General features: G+C 41.8%; 11 protein-coding genes. All 11 read right to left on the minus strand.

The features are described 5' to 3' along the window. Nucleotides 1-72 precede the first annotated feature (72 nt). Nucleotides 73-1,761, minus strand: coding sequence for an alpha-L-fucosidase (locus H9L23_RS12275; RefSeq protein WP_187595228.1), 1,689 nt, complete (start codon nucleotides 1,759-1,761; stop codon nucleotides 73-75). 37 nt (nucleotides 1,762-1,798) lie between these two features. Next, on the minus strand, nucleotides 1,799-4,258 hold the full coding sequence (locus H9L23_RS12280; protein WP_187595229.1) for a glycoside hydrolase family 95 protein: 2,460 nt from the start codon (nucleotides 4,256-4,258) through the stop codon (nucleotides 1,799-1,801). A gap of 87 nt (nucleotides 4,259-4,345) precedes the next feature. After that, nucleotides 4,346-6,055 carry a RagB/SusD family nutrient uptake outer membrane protein gene (locus H9L23_RS12285; protein ID WP_187595230.1) on the minus strand — a complete coding sequence of 570 codons (1,710 nt, stop codon included), beginning with the start codon at nucleotides 6,053-6,055 and terminating at the stop codon, nucleotides 4,346-4,348. Between the two features lie 26 nt (nucleotides 6,056-6,081). Next, nucleotides 6,082-9,168, minus strand: a complete 3,087-nt coding sequence (locus H9L23_RS12290; RefSeq protein ID WP_187595231.1) for a SusC/RagA family TonB-linked outer membrane protein — start codon at nucleotides 9,166-9,168, stop codon at nucleotides 6,082-6,084. A gap of 215 nt (nucleotides 9,169-9,383) precedes the next feature. Further along, on the minus strand, nucleotides 9,384-11,528 hold the full coding sequence (locus H9L23_RS12295; protein WP_187595232.1) for a glycoside hydrolase family 31 protein: 2,145 nt from the start codon (nucleotides 11,526-11,528) through the stop codon (nucleotides 9,384-9,386). A gap of 33 nt (nucleotides 11,529-11,561) precedes the next feature. Beyond that, nucleotides 11,562-14,051, minus strand: a complete 2,490-nt coding sequence (locus H9L23_RS12300) for a glycosyl hydrolase (protein WP_187595233.1) — start codon at nucleotides 14,049-14,051, stop codon at nucleotides 11,562-11,564. Nucleotides 14,052-14,061: 10 nt separating this feature from the next. Beyond that, the gene (locus tag H9L23_RS12305) at nucleotides 14,062-14,334 is read right to left on the minus strand and encodes a hypothetical protein (protein ID WP_187595234.1); all 273 of its coding nucleotides are present in this window, start codon (nucleotides 14,332-14,334) and stop codon (nucleotides 14,062-14,064) included. A gap of 312 nt (nucleotides 14,335-14,646) precedes the next feature. Beyond that, nucleotides 14,647-17,628 (minus strand): glycoside hydrolase family 2 protein, encoded by a 2,982-nt coding sequence (locus H9L23_RS12310; protein ID WP_246474928.1) that lies wholly within the window; start codon nucleotides 17,626-17,628, stop codon nucleotides 14,647-14,649. Between the two features lie 20 nt (nucleotides 17,629-17,648). Continuing rightward, nucleotides 17,649-19,826: a glycoside hydrolase family 3 C-terminal domain-containing protein gene (locus H9L23_RS12315; protein ID WP_187595236.1), complete on the minus strand. Its 2,178-nt coding sequence runs from the start codon at nucleotides 19,824-19,826 to the stop codon at nucleotides 17,649-17,651. A 19-nt stretch (nucleotides 19,827-19,845) separates the two neighbouring features. After that, complete coding sequence (locus H9L23_RS12320; protein WP_187595237.1) at nucleotides 19,846-22,599, minus strand: glycoside hydrolase family 2 protein; 2,754 nt, start codon at nucleotides 22,597-22,599, stop codon at nucleotides 19,846-19,848. A 46-nt stretch (nucleotides 22,600-22,645) separates the two neighbouring features. After that, on the minus strand, nucleotides 22,646-25,495 hold the full coding sequence (gene galA, locus H9L23_RS12325; RefSeq protein ID WP_187595238.1) for a beta-galactosidase GalA: 2,850 nt from the start codon (nucleotides 25,493-25,495) through the stop codon (nucleotides 22,646-22,648). Between the last annotated feature and the right edge of the window lie 5 nt (nucleotides 25,496-25,500).

Genomic DNA, 25,500 nt, shown 5'->3' on the forward strand with positions numbered 1-25,500 from the left:
CTTCATTCATATTATTTCTTTGGTCATTTAAATTTTCCAAAGGCTTATATCAAACCCGTTTTGCGGCGATCATTATTCGTTACCATATAGTTGCCACTCTAAAAGCGTTGGCTGTGTTTGCGCATTATGCACGGTAAGCCTGAAATATCGGGCAGAAACGGGCGCAAAATTTTTAGTAAATCCAATCCCTCCGGTAGTCGTTTTCATAACCGGCAACCAGGTCTCACCTTTTTTGTATTCCAGCTTAATTTCCTGTTTTTTATTTTCCCATGGATGCCATGGTTCATCAACAATAAGGGTTGATATGTTAAAATCATTAGCCAGGTCTATTTCTAAAACGGCATCTTTCAGGCCCTTAGCGGCTTCCCATTTGGTTAACCTGTTGCCGTCCAGAAGATTTTTTGCACCTGCTCCCGACTGTTCTGATGAAGCGGTTATTTTTTTGCCTGCAACAGGCGATGGTGCTACATCAGGTTCGCCGATAAACTCGACTACCACAACTGTATTAATGGTATCAGGCAATTGCTTTGGCAGCATAATTTCCAGATTTTTACCCGATCTTGTGGTTTTTAATACTTTTGCAGCATCACTTAAAAGGTAAGCCTTTTTTACTTTATTCAACATGGGTACTTTTAGCTTACCATCTTTCGGATTGTCGAAAACATGGAGGTAAAGTTTTTGCTGCTTACGCGTTGCCCTCCCCCACGACAGGTAAGGAAAAGGACTTGCTGTTGTGCCATAAACAGCTTCCTGGTTTAGCCTGATCCATTTACCTATTTCGGCCAAACGTTCCATACTGGCTGATGGTATTTCTCCACGGGCATCGGGGCCAACGTTTAACAGAAAATTACCGCCCTTACTTACAATATCAGTTAAGTTACGGATCAGGGTTTTGGTACTTTTCCAATCCTGATCGGTTGATTTAAAGCCCCAGGTATCGTTAATCGTCATGCAGGCCTCCCAATTGCGCCCCGGAAAACCTGTTGATGGTACAAATTGTTCTGGTGTTTCGGTATCACCATTGTAACCTCCACCCAATCTATTGTTGGTAATCAGGTTGGGATGATCTTTTAGGATGACTTCAAATTTAGCCGCACGTTCAGGCGTCATGTTCTGCGGGGTATCCCACCATAAAATATCAGGTTCACCATAATTAGACAAAATTTCTTTCACCTGTGGAATAGATACCTTATCAAGATAGGTATCGAAACTGCCCTTTTGCACCTCATCCCATGCACCACCGCTTACAGCACCTCCCGGGTGTGTCCAATCCTGGGCCTGCGAATAATAAAACCCGATTTTTATGCCGGCTTTTCTGCAGGCGTCAACCAGTGGTTTTAATATATCCTTTTTATATGGCGAGGCATCCATAATATCCCATGTGGTCACTTTTGAATCGAACAGGGCAAAACCATCATGGTGTTTGGAGGTAATGATAATGTATTTCATACCTGCATCTTTAGCCATTTTAACCCAGGCTTCGGGATTGTAGCGATCAGGATTAAACTGTGGTGCATATTTGCGGTATTCGGCCACCGGAATTTTGGCCGTATTCATGATCCATTCTCCAATGCCTTTTACAGGTTTATCCTGGTATACCCCTGCCGGAACCGAATAAATACCCCAGTGGATAAACATCCCGAATTTGGCTTCCTTCCACCACTCCATCTTTTTTTCATCCTGTACTTCAGGGGCTGTATTTTGGGCATAAGCCTGAATTAAAAATGCCAGTGCCATTAAAGTGAATGTTATTCTTTTCATTTTGTTTGTTTATAATTTAATGCACTTATGGCTGTGTTTATAATGCAGATAAAGTATATATGCGGCCTGCCGTTGCTTTAAACTGAAGCATATATCCTTTTGCCACTTTCGTAGTTTTAATCTGTCCTATATTCTTGATTTGTAATTTCTGCGCAGATAAAACCTTGCACATTCCTGTTTTTTTCGACGTAATTGTAGCTGTAGTGAGTTTGCCACCAGCCCAGTTCACATCTACGGTGTAAGCTCCCCTGGCCACCAATCCGGTTATTTTTCCGGCTGCCCAAACTTTTGGTAATGCAGGAAGCAAATAAATATATTCATCCTGACTCTGTAATAACATTTCGGCTACACCTGATGTACCGCCAAAATTCCCGTCGATCTGAAAAGGTGGGTGTGCATCGAACATATTGGGATAGATACCACCACCTCCGCTGTAATTTGTACCGTTTTGTCGGGTGATCCTGAACAAGTTGCGGTAAAGCTGGTAGGCATGGTCACCATCTAAAAGCCTTGCCCATAAATTTACCTTCCAGGCTAAACTCCAGCCGGTACCGTCATCACCACGCAGTTGGAGTGTTTTTTTTGCCGCATCAGCAAGTTCTGGCGTATTTATTGCCGAAATCTGATTGGCGGGATATAATGCATATAAATGCGAAACATGCCTGTGGTGCGGATCAGGAGATTCGTAATCCTTATTCCACTCCTGCAACTGGCCTTTGCTCCCGATCTGGAAAGGCAATAGCTTGGCTTTTGTTGCAACAAGTGTATCCCTGAAGGCTTTATCGGTATTTAAAATTTTGCTGGCGGCAATCAGGTTATCAAACAAATCCCTGATGATGCCAATATCCATTGTAGTGGCAACCGATACCTGCCCAACCTTTTTGTTGCCATAAAAAAAATCATTTTCAGGAGAGAAGGAAGGTGCAGTTACCAGATGCCCTGTTTGATCGGGAATCAGCCAGCCTAATGTAAATTCGGCAGCTCCTTTCATTAAAGGATAGGCCGTGGTAGCCAGAAACGCTTTATCCTGGGTAAATTCGTAATGTTCCCATAAATGACGGCTGAGCCAATCGCCTCCCACTGGCCAGTTGGCCCATTTTGGGTCGCCTGCACCTAAATTGCCTACCGGATTTGCCAATGCCCAGATATCGCTATTGTGGTGGGTAACCCAGCCCTTTGTTTGATAAAATGAGGAAGATATTTTTGCGCCGGTTACCGAAAGGTTCTTGATCAATCCAAAAAGTGGCGTATGCATTTCAGACAGGTTACAGCTTTCTGCCAGCCAATAATTCATCTGTACATTAATATTGGTGGTATAATTAGAGCTCCATGGCGGGCGCATCTCTTTGTTCCAGATGCCCTGCAAATTGGCGGGTACCCCCGTAACCCTCGAACTGCTGATTAACAGGTACCGGCCATATTGAAAATACATGGCTTCCAGTTCGGGATCGGTTGCCCCTTTAGTATAAGCCTCCAGCCTTTCATCTGTTGGCAGGTTGGTTTTTGATTGTTCATGTGGATTCAGTTCAAAAAATACCCTGTTAAAGTAATTTTGAAAATCTTTTAAATGTGCATTCAATAAAACAGACCATGTTTTTTGGGTTGCAGCATCAAGTTTCTTTCTGGCCAGATCGGTTGGATTTAAATCAGGACAATGGTTAAAACCATTAAAGCCTGTTGCCGCAGCAATGTATACCAATACCTCTGTAGCACCACTTACGGTAATCCCTGAAGTATCTACAGTGATTTTGCCATCTTTACTTACCGCCCTGGCAAGCAGGTCGAAAGGCATTCCGGCGCAATCCTGATCAGTTCCATACCGGATGGGATCTTTGGTATTTTTTACATAATTTGGATCTACGTGGGCTGGCGCCCTTCCTTTTAATGATAAAATATCAGCTGATAAAACACTAGCTTTCGCACGCAATTGTGTTTGGGTACTAACCAAAAAATTAAGCATTTGCGGTTTGCTAGCCGAAATCCGCATTACCATCACCTGATCCGGAGCACTCGAAAAAATTTCGCGTTTGTACTTCACCCCATCTACTGTAAAACTGGTTGTGGCAACTGCACGTTCAATATTCAATTCGCGTGTATAAGCCGATGCCTCACTGTTGCCAAAATCCTGCTTAATTTTTAGATCGCCAAGCGGCAGGTAACTTTCCGAATAAACGCCCTGCATTTGTTGAGCAAGTTTTCGTGCAGCGGCAAAATCTTCTTTAAACAAAGCTTCGCGAACCTGTGGCAGATAAGTATAGGCTGTTGGGTTTACATTTTCTTTTACCGGGCCGCCCGACCATAGAGTGGCTTCGTTCAGTTGGAGCAGTTCTTCCTTTATCCCCCCATAAACCATGGCGCCCAGGCGTCCGTTACCAATGGGCAAAGCTTCCGTCCATTCGGTTGCAGGCTTTTTGTACCAAAGTTTTTGTTTTTGGGCAAAGATTTGATTAAAGTTTAAAACGAAGAGAAAGAGGCTTAAAAAACAAAATCTATACATAAAATGCAATTTTAAGGTTAAAATATAATGGTAAAGCAAACTACGGAAACCTCATCCTTCAATGGCCTAAGGTTTCCATAAATATGATTAATAACCAGGGTTTTGTGGAAATGGTCCTCTGTTTAAATCGATTTGTGATTGAGGTATTGGTCGTAAAAGATATTTGGCATCCAGTACAGTTTTGCCAGCCTGCGCAGCCTTTAATTCGTCGTTGTATAAAACAGAACGTGTAAGGAGCTTATTTGTAGCTACGTTGCCAACTGTTTCGTACATCCGCTTTAACTCGTACCACCTAAATTCTTCCCCAACCAGTTCGCGTGCGCGCTCTTCTAAAATGGCATCGAGTGTAACGGTTCCGGTGTATTGTAATTCTGTGGCATAAAGTACATTCGATACCGGATTAATCCCTGTTTTGGCTGCTCTGGTTCTCAATACATTCATATAAGTAAGCGCTTTGCCCTGGTTATTCAATTTTACATAAGCCTCGGCAGCAATCAGATAGGTTTCGGCGAGCCTAAACACATAGGTATCCCTTGCCCCGCCATTATCTACATAACCGCTTACAAAAGGATCGCGGAACTTTTTAAACTGTGGATAATTGCGCACTCCATTAATAAATGGAGAACTTCGATACTCATCAGGATTAATTACAATATATTTTCGTAAAGCTTTTTGTGCCGCGGTGAACGGTACCACCGGATAATAGATGAGGGTATCGCCCACTGCAAAATCTTTGTTGTTGTATTTTCCGGCAACCTGCGTAATTACGGCATCGTATACAGTAGCTAAGTATCGGCTATCGCTTGTTTTGTTAAATAGACTGAAAAAATAGGGATCGGGTGCAATGGCATTGTTTGTTTTCCCATAAAAAACACTCCTTCCCAATAGTGCAGTATTTTGCACATCCCAGAGAAACCATTGTTGCAAACTGTTTCCACTGCCGTTAAAAAGGGGATTTGTACTGTATTGAACAGAAAATATAATTTCGTTGCTGCTCTGATAGTTTGCCACTGTTGGATCGAACAGATCTGAAAATTTTGTTTTTAAGGAATAGGTTCCAGAAGTAATTACTGTTTCTGCCAGGTTAGCTGCCTGGGTAAAATCGGCATTGCCCTCTCCGTATGATTTATATCCCCTGGTAAGGTAAACCTTAGCCAGCAAATGTTGTGCAAAACCTTTGGTTACCCTTCCAAAATCAGTTGTGGTTGCCGGCAAAACGGCAATGGCTTCATTAAGGTCTTTGATTACCTGCCCATATATATCTTTTTCTGGCGCTCTGGTATATGAGAGTGTTGGGACAGTTGTACGTGTAATAACTAAAGGAATATCGCCAAAAGTTTCTGCTAGATAATAATAATAAAATGCCCGGAGTGCTTTTGCTTCAGCAGCTCGTATGTTTAAAGTTGTGGCATTACCATCAGTTACTTGCGTAGCCCAGTATATTGTATTATTCGCTATATTGATTGCAGCATACATTTGCCCGTAGAGAGATAATGAATTCGGATTTTGCGAATTGAGATTTACATTATATAAATTTTCTCCGTTGTTATCATTAACATTAGGCGTGCTATATGTATCGGTACCTAAATTAAAAAATGTAGGAAAGTTAATTATCCCCCTCAGAGTAGCATAATTAGACTTGGATAAATCTTCGAAACCTGAAAATTTATCATAATAACCTTCAGCAGTTCGATTTGCAGGATTGTATTCATCTGTAAATTTTTTACAGCCCGCTACGGTAAGCAGCAAAGCTGATAAACTGATTAGTATGTGTTTTATGTTGGTATTTTTCATCATATCTATTGTTAAATAATCACTGCCGTTTATAAGGTTAATGTTAAACCGAACATGAAAGTGCGGGTTCTGAAATCCTGGTTCAGGAAGGAGTTTCCACTCGGATTTTCAGGGTCCCAGCCTATAAATTTGGTAAATATGAAGGGATTAAATGCATTGGCATAAATACGGAGACTTTGTATCCCAACTTTGCTCAGCATGGTTTTAGGCAAGGTATAACCCAAAGTAATGTTGCTGATTTTGGTGTACGAACTGTTCTGGAACTGAGCCACTGTTCTGGCATCTCCATCTTGCTCAATTGCAGTATTTGCCCAGGTATTGCTTGGATTTGTAGGGGTCCAGTAGTCCCTGTCAAAAGCACCAAAACGCGCCCTGGCCTGATCGCCGTTCATGGCCTGCTCCAAAAACACACTGTTTTCGAAAGTACCCTGACGGGTGTAAAGCGTTACACTGAAATCAAAGTTGGCATAATTCATTGTACTGGTCAGGCCACCAAACCATTTTGGCATATCGCTGCCAATAATCTGCCTGTCATTAGGATCGATTTTCCCGTCCGGAACGCCATTAGGGCCACTAATATCTTCGATTTTATACTGGCCGGGGATTCTTCCATAACTCTTGGCTGCAACCAGTTCTTCGTTTTGCCAAACACCAATTATTTTATAACGGTACACCACCCTTGATTTCTGACCGATAAAAAACCCATTGCCCGGATCGTCTCTTCCATCTCCATATAATTCGAGGATTTTGTTCTTGTTAAAAGCAAAGTTGAAACTGGTGTTCCAGCTAAATTTGTCTGACTTAATGTTAACAGTATTTAGACCAACTTCAACGCCTTGATTACGAATTGTACCCAAGTTAGCACGCGTACTGGGATAACCATTTGCGAGCGGAATTTGTTGATTCAGGAGAGATCCATCTGTTGTTTTACGATACAAGTCAAATTGTAAACCAACTCTATTCTTAAACATTGACATGTCTAAACCTAAATTGTATTCGTCTGTTTTCTCCCAGGTCGTGTTCTGATTTCCAAAAGCAGGAGCAAATCCGTTAGCACCAATTCCGTTAAAATCGTATAACGTTTGATTAAGCAATGATTGGGTAAAGTAAGGCTGGATATAACTACTTAATGCCGCATTACCCGATTTACCGTAAGATAACCTCAGTTTTAGCAGGTCAATCGCTTTTACCTCACTTAAAAAACTTTCTTTATTAACGATCCAGGCAAATGCACCTGATGGAAAATAACCCCATTTACGGCCCGGCGCAAATATTGAGTTGCCATCTGCACGGATGGTAGCGGTAAATAAATACTTATCGTTAAAAGTATAATTAGCCCTACCGTAGTAAGAAGTAATATTTTGTTTGCTGTAACCACTGCTTACCGTAATTATAGGCGCAATGCCGTTAACGGTTGTAGCCGATTGAAGGTTATACCACAAAGAGTTAAATGGAAGTCCGGTGGCCGCATTTGAAGTAAAATCCTGCTGATGGTACTCAAAGCTGTTACCGAGAGTAACATCAAATTTATGTTTGCCAATTTCTTTATTATATACTAAAAGATTGTCCCAGGTATAATTTACCCATTGGTTGGCTGCTGTGGAAGCACTGTTGGGCAAGGTACCCAATCTTGATTTGGAGAAAGTATCGTTATACTGTCCTTGCTTTTGAAAGGTAATGTCCGGACTAAAAGAGCTCCTGATTTTAAGTCCTTTTATGATGTTTGCCTCAGCATATACATTGGGCAGCACATGCAGGTATTGTTGTTGCCTGATTTCGTTCCTGAACTCAAATAAAGGATTGGTAATCTGCGCTTCAGATTCGTATGCAAAAAACCTTTCCGATCCATCGGCATTGTAGGCACTACCTGTAGGGCGGAGCCTGTAGGCGCTCCGGAAGGCCTCACCACTACTTGGATGGATATCGGCAAAAGTAGCATATACCGATGCCCCTGCTTTGAAAGTCTTGTTTAATGTTTTATCAAGGCCAGCTTTTAAAGTGTATTTTTTTGTGCTTTCGGCCTTCATGGTACCCTGGTAAAGCTGATAGCCTGCTGCGACAAAATAATTGGTTTTATCGTCGCCACCGTTTATCGCCAGATTCTGGTTGGCAGAAATACCGTTCCGTTTAATCAAATCGATCCAATCAGTGTAAGTGCCGTTTGCAATATTGCTTAACTCTGTAGCAGAAAATATGGTATTATCGGCGATTGGCGTTGTTGGAATGGGCTGATTATTGCGGATTGCGGTAGCCCTGGGCAACTCATAAAAATAATCGCGTACATAATTGACAAAGGTGGGGCCATCCATAACCGGAGGCAGGTTATAAGGGTTTACAATTCCCACATAAGCATCATAAGTAATTTTGGCAGCACCTTTTGAGCCACGTTTAGTGGTAATCAAAATTACACCGTTTGAGCCTCTGGAACCATAAATTGCTGTTGATGATGCATCTTTAAGTACATCAATCCGTTCTATATCTGAAGGATTGATATCGTTTATGGGATTGGTCGCACTACCATTCTGGCCAACCGGAATTCCATCTACAACATATAAAGGCTGTGTGTTTCCGGTAATGGAGTTAGCCCCCCTGATTTCGATACTAAAATCGGCACCGGGCTTGCCAGAACTTCGTTTAATGTCGACACCAGGTAGTTTGCCCTGCATAGCTTCTTGCGCCCCGGTTGCGCGGGCACGCGTAATTTCATCAGATTGAAGGGAATTTACGGTACCGGTTAGATCGATCTTTTTCTTAGTACCATAACCGATCACCACAACATCGGTAAGCGAATTCTGGCTTTCGGCCAGGGTTACATTTATGGTGCTTTGGTTGCCTACGGTTACCTCTTTAGGATCGGAACCGATGAATGAAAACACCAGAACCGACGAAGGTGATGCAGCGATGGAATATTTTCCGTTTCCATCTGTAGAGGTTGCCAGCTGGGTTCCTTTTATCTTCACGGATACCCCGGGCAGAACGCCTCCCTTAACATCAGTTACCGTTCCCCTAACACTGGTTTGGGCGAAAGTGTAACCGAATAATAATAACATCTGCAACAATACAATTAATGTAGTTTTGCAGCGATGCAAATAATAAAGTTTTGATTTACTCATCATAATAATTTGGTTAGATTGGTTAGCAATAAACTTGGGATGTGATGTGCGTAAAACACACAGATGGAAGCCGTAAAATTAATGCTTGGTTAACAGTCTAAATTTCAGAATAAATAAACGTTATAATAACATTTATTTAGATTTTTTACGTAAACGTTTAAGTAATATTTACATATAAAAAAGCACCTCAACAGTAAGGAAAATGCACTTTTTGGAAATTATAGCGTCATCATTTTATAGGTTATTTTACCAACAGAATTAGGCTTATTTTTCTCAGCTTTACTGATACTTCCCAACAATTTTCCATTTACTTTAGACACCTTAATGGTCCTGAAACTATAGTCGCCTTTTTGGTAATTAAAAGTTTCTCCATCATCATCATACAATTTATATTCTCCTGGCTTTGTTCCATAATACCTGATTTCGAGGTCAACTTTTTCACCTGCCTTTGGGGCATGCAGTAACGGTTTTCCCATAGGGATGATCCCACCGTCTTTTACATAAACCGGAATCTGATCTAGCCCTGGGGTGATGTTGATCACCTCGCCACCACCTGCATATTTTCCGGTGTAGAAATCGAACCATTTCCCGGCGGGTAAAATCACCTTTCTGCTTTTCTGTCCGGTAAACATTGGGGCCACGAGTAAATTCTCGCCAGCCATATACTGATCTTTGATTTCACTTGTAATTGCTTTAGCATAAGGATTTTCCTCCAGGTTTAAGTTTTTGGCCTCTTTTACCGAAACCAGATCCTGAAAACCGGGTTCCAGATTCATGGCCCTGAAGGGAGGAATACCTTCAAAATGATACCTGGCAAATTCACTGTACCAGTAAGGCATCATCTGCATACGCAACAAAGCAAACCGTTTGATAATGGGTGCAACCTCCGGAAAAGTCCATGGTTTGGTGCCACTGGCCCATGCATTGATCATCGCCATGGGCGAAAATACATTTGATTGAAAACGGCGTACCCACTCTTCGGGCAGATTGGATGCCCTTACTTCGGGAGTCCATAATACACCCGAAAAGCCACTGTTGATCAGGGCAGTTATAAAATCCTGATGGTTGTAATAATCATTGTAAATTACATAAGGAAAAGATACGCCCCCGGCATTAGAGGCACGGACCAGGCCATAGGTTCTTAAATTCCTTTTTTGATAGAGCTCGGTGGTGTAACGCTGCATCAGCAGTCCATAAGTCTGGCGCATCTGTTCAGCAGGGATACCTGATGGAAAAGTTGCCAAATCTGGCCAAAGGTAGCTATCGCCACCATCCACTTCATCTATTTTGTAACCACTGATGCCAATATCAATTTTATTTTTCTCCAGGGTTCCGAATAAAAATTTCCGTGCACTATCGGTTTTCAGATCTGGTACCAGGCCTGCCCAAACGGTATGCGATGCAGTGTAAGGCAGTATTTTTTTATAGATCGGCGCATCCGGAGAAACATAAGGATTGATCCATAAATTTAGCCTGATGTTTTTATGAAGCATTTCTTTCACCAGTTTTTCCGGTTCCGGAAAACGTTTAGCATCCCATTCAAATGTATTGGGGTACGATTTGCTCTGCCATCCGGGTTCCAGGCCAATAAAATCAAGGGGATAACCTTTATCTTCAAAAGCTTTTGCTTCGGCGGCTACTCCACTCGCGTCTGTCATCCGTTCCAGGCGTTGGGTAAATCCAAGTCCCCAACGTGGCGGCAAGCAACCTCCCCCATTAAACAGGTTGAAACGCTGAACAGCATTCATCGCTGTCGGACCGCCAATCACATAAAATTCAACTCCTTCTGCCGGGACCAATATTTCTACACCGTCGGAATATGGGTGGGGATTCCAGTCCGGATCGGTATTCCGGTCCTGTACCACAGGGGGATTTTTACTATCGCGGCGTACCGCTGCCCCCGCATAAACCTTTAGGTAGCGGGCGCTGTTGATGAATATGCCGTAACCTTTTGAAGACACATAAAAAGGCGTTGGCGAATGGGTGCGCCCATTGTCGCTGCCATTGTAATGATCTACATGGAGTTCTAAAATCCTCCCGCGCTGATTTACCGTTTTAAAGTTAAGGCCGAAACCATATAGCTGCTCCCCACGATCTAAAGGAAATCTCAGGTAAGTTTTGCCATCTATAATCTTTGCGGTAATCTCGTTTTTTGAAAGTGGAAATTCAGCTGGTTTTAGTTTGGTGAGTCCTTCATGATACGGGCCAACACCCGATGCAGTTAACAGGTTGTAGGGTTCGGGTTTGCCGATAACAGCTTTCCAGATCCCAGGTTCAACTTCCACCCAATTGGTTTGCCGGGCATGGAGGCTGAGGGTTAAAAAGAGCGCAAAACTTAGGAAGATGTATTTTTTAAACTTCATATAATTTATAAATTCGTATGAATATGGGTATCGTTATTTTGTAGTCATGAGCCGAACAGGGCCAATTAAACCCGAAGAAATCAGTGCACTATCCTTTGTGAAATAGTTCCAGGTGGTAAAAGCATACCTGCCTTTCGAGGGGCGTGCGGTTTTGTTTAAAAACCAATCCGGAAATTCTTTTAAAAATGAACCGCTGTTCATGTGGCCAGGAAGCCATTCCATATCAGCGGGTTCCTGCTCATCGCCAATTAAGCGGTTGGCCCAAACATTGGTCACTTCAATCTCTAATTTGTTGTTTTTGGCCTTTAATAATTTTGCCGGGATCTTAACGCTCCAGGGTGCCGTCCATACCACACCAAGATCTACATTGTTAATTTTTACGCTGGCAATGTGTTTGACTGTACCAAGATCCAGCAGCAGATCATTATTGTTTTCTGCCTGTTTTGGCATCACAAAAAGTTTAGTGTATAGTGCTGTTCCACTATAATATTTTATTCCTTTATCTTCATTTTTTGTCCAGTCCTGTAAGCTTTCGAACTTCACCGGATTTTTAGGCCCGCCCCATGCGGCATCAAATTTAACCGACCAGGATCCATCAAGAATGGATAGTTGTTTTGCAACAGGAAAATTAACTTCTCCTTTTTTTTCTGCAAGTGGCTTTCTGAATACCACAAACCAGCTCTGCGAATCATCGAATTCAAGCGGAATGGTGATCATGCCGTTTGCCTGTTCAAATTCCTGCAGGTCTTTTCTGCTACCTGTTACGGCATCCCACAATTCAGGTTGTTTACCCGAAACTTTAAAGCTGCATTTTGCATTTCCCTTTGCCCGGTTTACATTAGCCACAAAATAAATATCAACATCGGCCAGGGTCCTGTGAATGTGTTTGATGTTTACATTTCCTGCTTTATCACTTGTTGCAAAATCGCCTTCAGTATTATTGATACCGCCCCATTGCAGTAATGCCTGGCAGCGTTTCCAATATTCAACCATGGCTTTTCCTGGCTCCCACCAGGTTTGGGTGCGATCGAAATGCGTCCCCCACTGGCCCATGGTTGCTCCCGGTTTATATTGATCATCCCAAGGCTGTTGTACAAAACGGTGTAAGATCATCCGGTTTACGCCTGCACAAAAAGAGGCGTCGCCCATTGATTTTAGCCAGGCAGGTGTTTCATCCCATTTACTATCGGTAGGATCTCCGGTAAAAGCTTCGGCTTCGATAATATTCTGACCAGATTTTCTTAAGGCCGCTACGGTTGGATCTAATTCGTAAGGCGAATATTTACCTTTGTGTGTCCAAAATTCCGTCATTACCTTGCCAACATAAGGCATTACATCATCCTGTCTCCATGGTCCGCCATAAGGTTCTGCCAGAAAGGTGAGGTTAGCTTCTTTGAGCTTTTTGGCTATAGTAGCAAAATATACATCACGGTATAAATCTTTAATGGTTGCGCTAAAATCTTCCCTGAATCTCAATGAATCCTGCTTGCTTCCAACGCTACGTTTGGCAAATGTAGCCAGGTAGGGAAGCAGATCGTATCCTCTTCTCGAAGAAAATTCTGTCCTCATTTTGGGGGTCCAGTTTGGCTCCCCGGCTTCGTAGCTATCAAAGTGAACATGGGTAAAACTGCTGCCAATATAATCGCCAATGTGTTTTTTAATCTCCCCAACTACATGGTCTATATGAAAAGTAACTGCCTCTTCACTCATTTTATCGCATTCCAAACCCGTTGCTTTCCATTGTGCAGGCTGCATCAGGGTTCCACTAGTGGTATGACCGAACCTGTAAATTGTCCACTCTCCTGCGGGTGCATCCCATTCCAACTGTCCGTTGTCCTGCATTTTGGCAGTCAGGTCGATTACTTTTTCCTTCGGAATAGCACCGCTTGCAGGCAGCGCCAACAGGGCAATATCTTTATAATAGGTATTTCGGGCAGCAATTTCCGGCTTTTCTACAAGACCTGTTTCGGGATTGTACATCGGAAAAGGTGATTTGCCCCTCGGGTTTACTTTTGGTTTGCCTATATTGATGCTGATATGTTTACCGCCGGTTGCCTTTACTTCGTTCCAACAGATCTCCTGCATCGAAAGTTCAGGTGTAATCCAGGGACCGCCGCTTGATTCGTATGATGGCCCGTTGAACATCCCGAAATCCATACCGAGCCGTTTTGATTCCTGTGCGGCATGACGTACCAGTGCCCACCAAGGTTCTGTCCATGAAACAATTTCTGGTGTTGGGCTTTTCCCGATTTCTCCTGCCCATGGTGTGGTCACATCAGCCAAACTGAACATGGTTGTGCGGTTAAAACCTTCTTTTTTTAGTGCCTCTAAATCTTTGGTGATACCTGCTTTGCTTAAATTGGCGCCCATCCACATCCACAATACCCCCGGTTTGGCACTTTCGGGTGGGTTGAGAAAAACCTTTTCGGGATCGGTTTCTGCTTTGATCTGGGCAAAGCTGTTTCCGACCAGAAAAAAGAAGCTGAATAGTAGGGAAACAGCTGGGTAAAAGGTTTTGTTCATTGTGTGTTTGTTAGATAGGGATCAATAAAGAAGTTTTATATTTAATTACCTGCCTATATTTATTGGTATATTCTGTCTGTAAATAGTATAAATCAGGATCATTTGGTAAGGTATAGCGGGTTTCCGGCACAATTTCTTTGCTCAGTTCTTTGTTTTTAAGAAACCGATAAGCAAAGTTGTACAATTGGGTACTGCAGGTATCATAAACGAGGCGAAAAGCAGTCGCATGTCCTTCCATTACCCTGATTAAGGTTGAGCGATCTGTTTCTTTTCCAAATTCCATATCCGATCCAATTAAAGCGATTTACCGCAAAACTTACAATGGAATGGGTTAGATCGGATACTTTGGAGCATTTGCCATCAAAGAAAGACCGGCTCTTTCTTGAAAGAAAAGTGGACATCAGGATATTCATAAATCGTTCTATTTGGTTATCAACTAATCAGCATTAGTGTAGAACAATAAATCTAGCCCTGATATGGCGATTTTAAAATGTACATTTTGATCATAAAGATACATATTCTGATTTTTATGATCATTTTATGCAGGAGGTGAATCAGCAATCTGCCTATAGATGTAATCAGTTTGATTAATGCATTATTTGATTACTAAGCTCATCATGTTTAATACATATTGCACTGTAGCTTCATCATATCGTATTCCGTACAGACTTTCCTCACCAAAACCTTTTGCCAATCGCCCAGAGGTAAGCAACTGAGAAACAATCAATTTACCCTTACCTGTACCAAAACCAATTAAGGCAATTGGCGTTTGGGTTAAGTTTTTAGCCGAACTGGCCAATGGGATAAATTTATCGGCAAGACCATTTTTCGAGTCCTGGTAAGTTTTGCTTAAATCGGTGATTAAAACCGGAGTATTTAAATTAATCGAATTGGAAAGTGATGGTGCATCCTGCACTAAAAAATATACTTTATCTTTTAGTTTTTTCTTCGTTGCTTCATCATTTGGCAAAGCAGAAAAACTATAAAACCCTTGCAGCTCGTAAGCATAATATGATCCGTTTTTGATTTTTTCTTTTTCTGCTCCTCTTGCCTGCCACTGGGCTATAAATGCATCAGCGCTTAAGCCCTTAAATTCCATATTTGAAGCCGGAACGATAAGTCCTCCACGTAAACCGTTCCAAATCCTGGTATAATCAGCAGGAAGGTTGTACCAAAGTTCGCTATTCTCCCGGTCAGGATGAATATAACTTTCAGGTTCTGCTGTTTCTGTGAATTTTAGCGAAATGCCATTAAAAAGCTGATAGGTATTCACCTTTGGCTTATATACGCTGGCAACGCCTTGCAAAGGCCCAAGATCTCCTGCTTTTTTAGGATAGCCCTGACCTAAGGGACGGTCTCCAACATCGAGCATTACTACAGATTTTCCTTTAGCAATTGCATTCGCCAAAGTTTTTAACATAAGGGAGTCTCCATTCGCCAATTCGCTCCAATCTGTTTTGGAAGTTAATATCATGTCGGCAGACGGATCATTTAGCGCAACTTTTTTAATGCCAAAATGATCTAAAAACTGGCTTAACTCTTTTTGACTGGAAGAAATCCCTACCCTAATATTTTGAATATGACCAGGAACTTTTGCCTTAAAAATATGTATGGCCCATTTAGATATTACAGGATATTTGACTTCTTTTGGTGGGTTAAGCAACTCGGCTTTGATCAGGTATCGGCCAGTAATACCCGGCAGGTTTAAGGGAACCTGCTCTACGCTCTGACTGAATGGCTTTACCTGAGAACTGAAACTTTGTTTCACTAAAATTTTTCCGGTAGTATCTGCTACGGTAACTAACACAGATAACATAGCCTGATCGCTTTCATCGTTAAACAGATAAACTGGTAATTTTATTGTTTGTGCAGGCTCAAAATTCTTATCCCATAAATCAATACTCACACTTCTGGGTGAAAAAGAAGCAGTTAATGCATCCCAAACTGGTTTAGCCTTACCCTCTTTTAATGGGCCTAAAAACCAGGTATTACCATCTTCATTACTCCCTAATGCACAAAAAGGGGCAAAACCAGCAGCGCCGATACGCCTCCAGTATTCAGCAATTCTCGCATTAGATGCAGCCTGAAATTCGAGCCGTTCTTCTTTGGTATGTTTACGGCCCAAAAAGCGCAGGTAACTTTCTTTTAGAGATGGGTAGCCTCCTAAATCTCCATTTTCATCTAAATAATTACCGCCAAACTCATCAGCCATAATGGCCTTGGGGAAAACATTGGCATCATCATAATACAGACCAACGTTTTCGAACATGCTCCACCAGTATTTATGGATATGAATTACATCTCTATCTTCTAAAATCAGTGCCGGGTAGGCAGGCAATAATTGATCAAGTGCAGTCCAAACGGTCTTTAACTGGTCGCCCACCGTTTCATTATAAGGGTGGATCAAACAAATGGAGGGATGCCTCATGGCTAAATCGAGCCAGCTTTTATATTGGATCAACAAACTTTCTTTTGATGCTGGCATGCCATGAAAAAAATTCCATTCGTATTGCACCACCAGTCCATTTTTGTCGCACATATCCAGAAATTTCTCTGGCGGCAGCCCTAAATGGAACCGCAGGTAATTTGCACCATGATCTTTAGATAATTGAATAATATTCTTTTTAAACCAGGCAGAATCGTATCCAAGTGTACGCCCCTCTTTACTCCGCACCCAGCGGTGCCAAACAATTGTACCGCCTTTAGCTACAAAAGGCTGGTTATTTAAGTAGAATTTTTTGTTTCTGATTTCGAACTTTTTAAGTCCAAAGGGAATGGAAGATTTATCCATTAATCGGGCTTGATCATCAAATACCTTTAGCTGAACCTGATAGAGGTTAGGATTTTTTGGCGACCAGTTTTTTAGGATGCCTTTTGTTAAAACATTTATGGAATCGTGCGCACCTGAAATAGTTTTGGTTCCGGTGAGTAAAATTTTCCCTGTATGATCTAAGATTTTTATTTCAGCTTTTCCCCTAAAATCAGTTCTGCCATTCAGATCAAACTTAAAACTTACTTTTTGCGCATCATAGTTAATAAATGGAATGATCCGTTCTATATTTACCTTACCATGAAGTTTGAGCAATACTTCATCCCATAAACCTGACGACACGTCGGAACGCCACTGATCTGAACCTGGTGTGTAAGAGGCATCCGTTTGTGGAACATTTTTGAGCGATGCAAGGGCGATTTCCAGCGTTATTGTTTGGCCAGGCCTGATGTCTGGATGCTTTAGCTGAAAAAAAACAGGCGCCATTCCGCCTTCCTGTTCTCCAACCAAAGTGCCATTTATGTAAATTTGTGGTCTAAAACGTGCGCCATTTAGTTTTAGTGTAGCGCCGGTCCATTTACCTAAGGGAAGTTTAATTTCCTTTTTATACCATAAAACTTCGTTTGAAATTTTTGCCGGATCGTTATGGATCCCGGGCACAATTACTGATGAAGTATATTTTCGCCCGAAGCCCATTTCCCACTTTCCATTAAGCGAAATAGATTTTACAGGCAGATTCTCTTGTGAAAAGCCAATAAATGGCATCAGCAAGGAAAAAAAGCAAAAAACCGACAGGTATCTTTTCATTTTCAGCAGCATAAAATTAATTACAATACAAGTTCTTTGCTTACCTGGATATCTTTTGATGAATTACCGATCGCAATCAGATATTTACCATTATCGGCAACCCAGGTTTTCTTTTTCTCATCGTAATAAGAAAAAGCATCCTTATTCAGTACAACCTTTATGGTTTTGGTTTCCCCAGCCTTTAAGAACACTTTTTGAAACCCTTTCAATTCTTTTCGAGGTCTGGATACTCGTGGATTGATGGGTTCTACATAAAACTGTACCACTTCGGCACCATCTCTTTTCCCTGTATTTTTAAGGGTAACCGAGGCGGTAACCTGTTTATCTCCCGTTCTTTGAATAGCTGCATTTTCGTAGTAAAAGGTGGTGTAAGATAATCCATGGCCAAACGGAAACTGGGGCTCAACTTTATAGGTATCGAAATAACGGTAACCCACAAAAATATCTTCCTTGTAATGTACAACGCCATTTACACCAGGAAACTCACCAAGTTTGTGTGCAGGAGAATCTTCTAATTTTTTAGGAAAAGTCATCGGAAGTTTACCCGATGGATTTACTTCACCAAAAATAACTTTGGCCAGGGCTGTGCCACCTTCCATGCCCGGGTACCAGCCTTCTATAATGGCTTTACTTTTTCCAACCCATTCGCGCACATCTATTGGTCCACCGCCCATTAAAACAATAATAGTATTCGGATTAGCCTTCAAAACGGCTTTTATCAATTCATTCTGACCAAAAGGCATATCCATATCCGGTTTATCTACCCCTTCGGCATCGTAAGCGTTATCGTCCCATTTTTTGTAATCGTAACCATGTGTCCATCCGCAGAAAATTACAGTTGCATCTGCTTTAGTGGCAATTTTAACTGCTTCGTTAATCAAAGCTGAATCGGCCTGCCCGTTGCGTGCAATTTTATACCCTTGCGCATATTGTACATTCACACCATTGCCCAACAAATTTTTAATTCCATGTAAAGGGGTAATTTCATATTTGGCCTTAACCTGCGAGCTTCCGCCGCCCATCGCATTTTCCCGATCGGCATTTTGACCAATAATGGCTATACTTTTAATTTTTTCTTTAGCTAACGGAAGTACATTATCCTCATTTTTTAGCAGTACAATACCTTCTTCGGCAACTTTTAAAGCAGTTTGTTGATGCGCTTTGGTATTATATGCACCTACGGTACGTTTAGCACCGATCATATTGGTTTTAAACATCACCCTCAAAATGCGGCGCACTTTATCATCGATAAGGGTTATCGGAACCTTCCCGTTTTTCACCAGTGTAATTACGGTATCACCAAGAAAAAACTGACTGTATTTTAATGGTGGCGTTCCCAGATCGGAGCCCATTTCTAAATCGGTTCCGTTTTCGAGGGCTTCCATGGTATTGTGTACCGCTCCCCAATCGCTCATCACCAAACCTTTAAATCCCCATTCTCCTTTAAGGATATCGTTGATTAGGTACTTATTTTCGGTTGCATATTGCCCTCTAAATTTATTGTAGGCACCCATTACGGTATTTACCTGCCCTTTTTTAACAGCTGCCTCAAAACCAGGCAAATATATTTCACGCAGGGCTCGCTCGCTCATTTCTACGTTTACCGTTCCCCTATCCACCTCTTCGTTATTGGCTGCAAAGTGTTTTAACGACGCAGAAACACCCTGATCTTGTACCCCTTTGATATAGCCCACTGCCATTTGCGCAATAAGGTAAGGGTCTTCGCTCTGGTACTCGAAATTACGGCCGTTTAAAGGCGAACGGATAATATTAATGCCGGGGCCTAGGATTACATCTTTGCCCCTGAATTTGGCTTCACTACCTAAAACCGCTCCAAAATCGTAGCCCAATTTGGGATTCCAGGTGGCAGCAAGGGCATTTCCTGTAGGTAAATAAGTTCCTGCATCATTTACATTTTTTAAGGGTGTCCATCCGCGGCCATGCTCCAGGCGAACCCCATGAGGCCCATCTGAAGTTACCAGTTCCGGAATGCCTAACTGTTTTACGCCTGCAGAAGTAAAAGAAGAGTTTGCATGGAGCATACCAACTTTTTCGGCCAGGGTCATTTTTTTGATTAAAGCGGTTATTTTTGCTTCTGTTTTGGGATTAACGAGGTTTTGTGCCTGGGCTGTTAATACCGAAAGCCATAAAACACTGCTTAAAATACTTCCGGCGAAACCGATTACTTTTTTATTCATTGTATCTATAAAATTCTGTTTACTTAAAATCGAACCAAAGACTGCCTTTGTTCCAGGTATAATTTAGCTGCATATTTTTCTGGCTTTGCGGGCCCATTTTATCTGCAGATTGAAATTTTGTTCCGATCGGACTGATCGCATCTAAAAAGCCCAGGTCGCCATCCGGAAAAGGCGGATGGGTATTATCGTTGGTAGCGCCCACAGCCTTTTGCGGTTTCAACATCTGAAAAAAAGTGCCCTTGTTGGTGGTATACACGGTAAAAGGCGACTGCTTATTTTTAATGGTTACCCAATAGACATTAGCATAATAGCCTTTAAATTCGGGATAATGCCAGCTTTCTCCTGTAATGGTATTATTGAAATCGTTATCCCAAATACCGAATTTTGTTCCTTTCAACCTGTTTTTCCAAACCCTGTAAGGTCCGTTGCCTTCCCATTTCATCCCCGTAATGTTTTCTTTGGGATAATTGAAGGTGATGCCCATAAAATCTACTTCTCCGTTGATCGAATACTCATAATCTAATTTTACAGGCTTGCCAGAACTGAAAATCCATTTTACTTTAAATTTAGCCTCGCTATTGTAAACCGGTTCTACCACATAATCATCTCCGATGGCATAGTGTTTTAAATCTTTCAAGCTGCATTTAACACCTGCCAATGCCGGTCCGCCTGAAATAGAAATTTTCGATTTTTTGTTGATAACATCCTGAATGTAACCAGTATTTTTATCGAAATTGTAGGTAATTCCATTAACATTTAAAGTGAGTACTTTATTGGTTTCAGCCACCTGAATCTTAGATTTTTCGATGTTTCCGGTAACTACAGGCACTGCTGGCATTTTAACAGGCCAGCTCCAGGTAAACAGTTCCTGCTGATACTGATCGAATGCAGTTAAATACAAAACATCATTATTTTTCCAGTTTACCGGAAGTGGAAGGGTTAAAAAACCACTTTCTCCCGGCAGTAAATTGTTTCCCTTCAATTTGCCCGATGCAGTTACTGTGGGTTTATTTTGATCTCCCGGAGCAGGAAGTTTAGCCAATCGCCATTCAAAACTACCTTGGTTAAGGTTGGTAAAATGGTATTGATTGGCTACTGCTATCTTTCCGTCAAAATTGACAGGTAAATCTTTTAAACTGATCTGCACAGGCGACCAGATTTCTTTGATCGTATAAAAACTCCCTTCCTTTTCGCGATGTGGCCCTAAAATACCATCAGGTGCCGAATTGCCCTGAATATCCATTTCACCGTTCCGGTCTAAGCGGGTAACACCTTCATCGGCAAAAGACCATAAAAAACCGCCTGCGGCATAAGGATGTTTCATCATCATCGACCAAAAATCGTCTAAACCGGCGCCATGCCCACCATCATGCAGCCCGTGCATAAATTCTGTTGGGAAGAATACTTCGCGGCCATATAAAGTTGCATTTGTTACGTAATTATAATCGGGATAATGTTTGGTATCGGTACCGTTAAATTTCTCCCAGGGGTGAATCACCAGCCTTTTTTGGTTATCGTATTTGGCGTAAAGGCTATCCAGTGCATAATTAAACCCACCTTCATTACCATTGGCCCACATTACAATTGAGGGATGGTTTACATCACGTACAACCAGCTCCTTTACCAGTTTAGTACCGATTTCGGTATCATATTTGGCTTGCCATCCGGTAAGTTCGTTAATTACAAAAAGTCCTAAAGAATCGCAGGCATCCAAAAAGCTGGGATCGGGTGGATAGTGAGACATGCGAACGGCATTCATGTTCATCTCCTTCATCAGTTTTACATCCTGAATATTGAGCGCTTTACTAAGCGTTCTACCCGATTCGGGCCATTCGCTATGCCTGTTAACACCTTTGAAAATGATTTTTTTATTGTTCACATAAAAGCCATCCTGTGGCCTAAGTTCTGCTGTTCTAAAACTAAATTTTTGTTTCGTGCGATGGATCAAATGACCTTTGCTGTCATTTAAAGAAACCACCACCTGGTATAAATTAGGCGATTCCGGATTCCAAAGGGCAATATCTTTAAACTGGCCGCGAAGTGTTGCAGCCTTTTCTACTGAAATTATTTTAGAAGAAATTTCAGCCCCTACATTTTCACCGTTCAGTTTCTGCACCCGGGCTTTTAAAACCGATCCAATTTCTGCATTTGCTGTATAAACATCTAAATTGAATGCGCCACTTGCTTTGGCATCAACCGCGATTCTATCGATATTGGCCTTTGGTAAAATTTTGAGGTAAACAGGCCTGAATATCCCTCCAAAAAGCCAAAAATCTGCTTTCCGCTCTGCTTTGTTAATGGATTGATCGGTTGATTGTTTGCTCACTTTTACTTCTAAGAGGTTATCTCCCCCGAAATTTAATAACGAGGTAATATCATACTGAAAAGTATAAAATCCACCCTGATGTATCGGGCCAGCCAACTTTCCATTAATTTTCACCTCTGCCTCGGTCATTGCGGCTTCAAAAACAATAAAAACCGTTTTACCTGCATTGTTTTTTGATACGTTGAATTTATACCTATACTGCGCGGTTTCTTCAGGGTTTTTGGTATCCTGATAATAGTTATAGGTACCGAAACCCTGTTGTTCCCAGTTGGATGGCACCTGTATTTTATCCCAATGCCCACTTTTCATCCCGGTATTTATGAAGAAATCCCAGGTTAGGGTATGGTCTTTATCTGTTCCGGATAAATATTGGTACTGTGTTTCCTGTGCATGGATACTTTGTGTAAGAAAAATAATAACAGCTATCAAAAAGAGTTTCTTAATCATGTTTTCTTTGATGTATTTGTGTGGTAGCCTGAAATCTGCCGTCAATTTATAACTTAAGCTTAATTTTGGCTGGTTTTAATCCATTAGATGAAGCTGTTAAGCTTACTTCTCCTTTATCGCCTGTTGATTGTACAATTACCTGTGCCAAACCACTAAATAGTTTTCTTTTCCAGCCTGCTGCTGGTTTTAATACCTGAATTGCACCTGGGTCGGTATTGATGTTATCCCAGCTTTGCACTTTCAAAATCGGTATAGCCAATATGGCAATGGTATTTTTTCCGGCTTTTAATACCGATCGGTCGAGTGTAAAAGCATTTCCTTTTTTATTAGCCAAAAGCTTATAAGCTATTTTTTTGCCGTTGATGTAAATGGACTGCTCTTTACCCAGACTTTTATAAAAAAAAGTGATTTTGGTCTGATCACTCCAATCGGTTAAATCGAAATCTCCCCGATAGATCAATGCTGTCACTTTTTTACCAAATTCTTGTGTTCTTTCCTGTTTAAAGGCGTAATCCCAGTCAGTGGTCGCTGTAGTTAACTTTGAGAGGTCATCAATGGCTGAAATTGCTTTTTCTTTGAGGTTATTAATGCGAACAACACTCACCTGTTCTATAAACTGATCAGGTTCTAAAGAAGTGGGGTTACCATTACCTACACCAATAATTTTAGCAGGACCATTGATTTCGAAATCGATATCGTTAACTGCGGTCGGCACACTCTTGCCCGAAACATCACGAACATCAACGGTGAGGATGGCAATATTAGAGTTTGCTACCGGAATGGTTTCTTGTGTAATGGTTATTTGGGTAGGCTCTGAAGTGGTTTTTACCACATCGGTCAATATTTTTTTGCCGTTTTTAAAGCCAATTGCTTCAAGCGTGCCAGGTGCATAGTTTACCGTCCAGCTTAAATGGCCGTTAGGTTCCATGCGTTTTTTGCCCAAACTTTTTTTGTTGAGGAACAATTCAACTTCATCACAATTGCTATAGGCTTTCACATCGATTGGTGTACCTTCTTTACCCTTCCAGTTCCAGTGTGGTAAGAGGTGCAAAGTAGGTTTATCTGTCCACCATGATTTTAAATACCAGGTATTATCTTTGGGAAAACCGCATAAATCAAGCATTCCGAAATAAGAAAGTACCGATGGCCATCCAAATGGTGTTGGCTCTCCGCGGTAATCGAAACCTGTCCATACAAACATGCCAGCCAGGTAAGGGCGTGAGGCATAATGTTTCCAACCATCTTCTAAACTCAGGAAGTTTTCGTTTTGCCTGGTATCATAAGCCGCAATTTCGTGCTGAGCCATATTGGTAACATATAGGCCCCTGCTGGCTACGGTAGAACCCTCTTCGGTACCCCAGCTAAACTGCGCAGGATACTTTTTATGCTGTTCATCTGTGTTTTTCGTTGCCACGTAATTATAACCTAAAAGATCTATGGTTGTCGAAATTCCGTTTCCTATGCCCCCACTCACCGCAGCAGTAATTGCCCGGGTAGTATCGATGGTTTTGGCAAAGGCCTGCATGGTTTTGGCAATGCGTGCACCGGTAATATTGCCTTCGATATTCCATTCTTCGTTACCGATAGACCAGCTGATGATGCTCGGATGGTTACGGTCGCGGATGATCAGTTTTTTAAGGTAAGCCAGGTTCTGATCGGTTATACCCATCAATCGGTTTTCGTCGATTACCAGCATGCCCAGTTTGTCGCAGGCATCCAACAGCTCTGGCGTTGGTGGATTGTGTGAGCAACGGTAGGCATTGCTGCCCATTTCTTTTAATTTACTGATTCTAAAATATTGTAATTCATCCGGCAGGGCCACACCAAGGCCGGCATGGTCCTGATGATTATTTGTACCTTTAATTTCTATCCGCTTTCCATTTAAAAAGAAACCTTTATCGGCATCGAACCTGATCGTCCTGATCCCAAAAGTGGTTTTATATTCATCTATTACTTCTCCATTTTTGCTAATGGTGGTTAACAATTGATACAAATAGGGATTTTCAAGATCCCATAATCGTGGCTTAACCATTGGAATGGTTAAAGTATATTCTTTTTCGGTTAATACATTTAGTTCAAGGTTTTGAAGTTCTCCTGAAGCCACCACCTTGCCATCAGCATCGGCTATGCTTTGTTTAATGTTAAACTTTTGGTTGTCCAGGGCCTCATTTTTTAAGGTAACGCTGGCGGTAACAACAGCCTGATTATTTTCGAGCTTACTGCGTACGAAGGTGCCGTTAGGCACTACATGCAAGGGATCTGTTTTATTCAACCACACATGACGATAAATGCCCGCACCTTCGTAAAACCATCCTTCTTCGATGGTTACATCTGCGCGTACAGCGATTACATTTTCGCCGCCATAGTTTAAGTAATCGGTAATATCATACTCAAAACCATGATAACCGCTAGGTTCGGTACCCAGGTAATGGCCGTTTACCCAAATGATAGAATTTCTGAATACACCATCAAAAGCAATGCTGATCTTGCGGCCCAGATCTTTGGCTGGGATAAAAACAGATTTACGATACCAACCCACGCTGGCGTCCGGAAAATTACGACCGATCGCTTTAAAACCATGGCTTAAACTTGCTTTGGGATCAAATCCCTGTTCTACAGCCCAATCGTGGGGTAGATTGAGTTTTCTCCAGGTACGGTCGTCAAAGTTGGGATCTGCGGCACCATCGCCATAGCCTGTTTTGGCCAGATAAGAAAAATAACCTGTTCCATTGTAAAAATCTTTTTTAACATCGTACGGGTGACCCAGCGCAAAACGCCAACCGGTATCGATCAATAGATGTTCGCGTTTTACCGGGTTATGGTTTTGGGCGAATGATAGGACTGGCTGAATCAGTTTAAGCAAAAGCAGTAAAGCCCATATTTTATATAATTTCATCTGTG

It is taken from the genome of Pedobacter roseus (assembly GCF_014395225.1).
GTDB lineage: Bacteria > Bacteroidota > Bacteroidia > Sphingobacteriales > Sphingobacteriaceae > Pedobacter > Pedobacter roseus.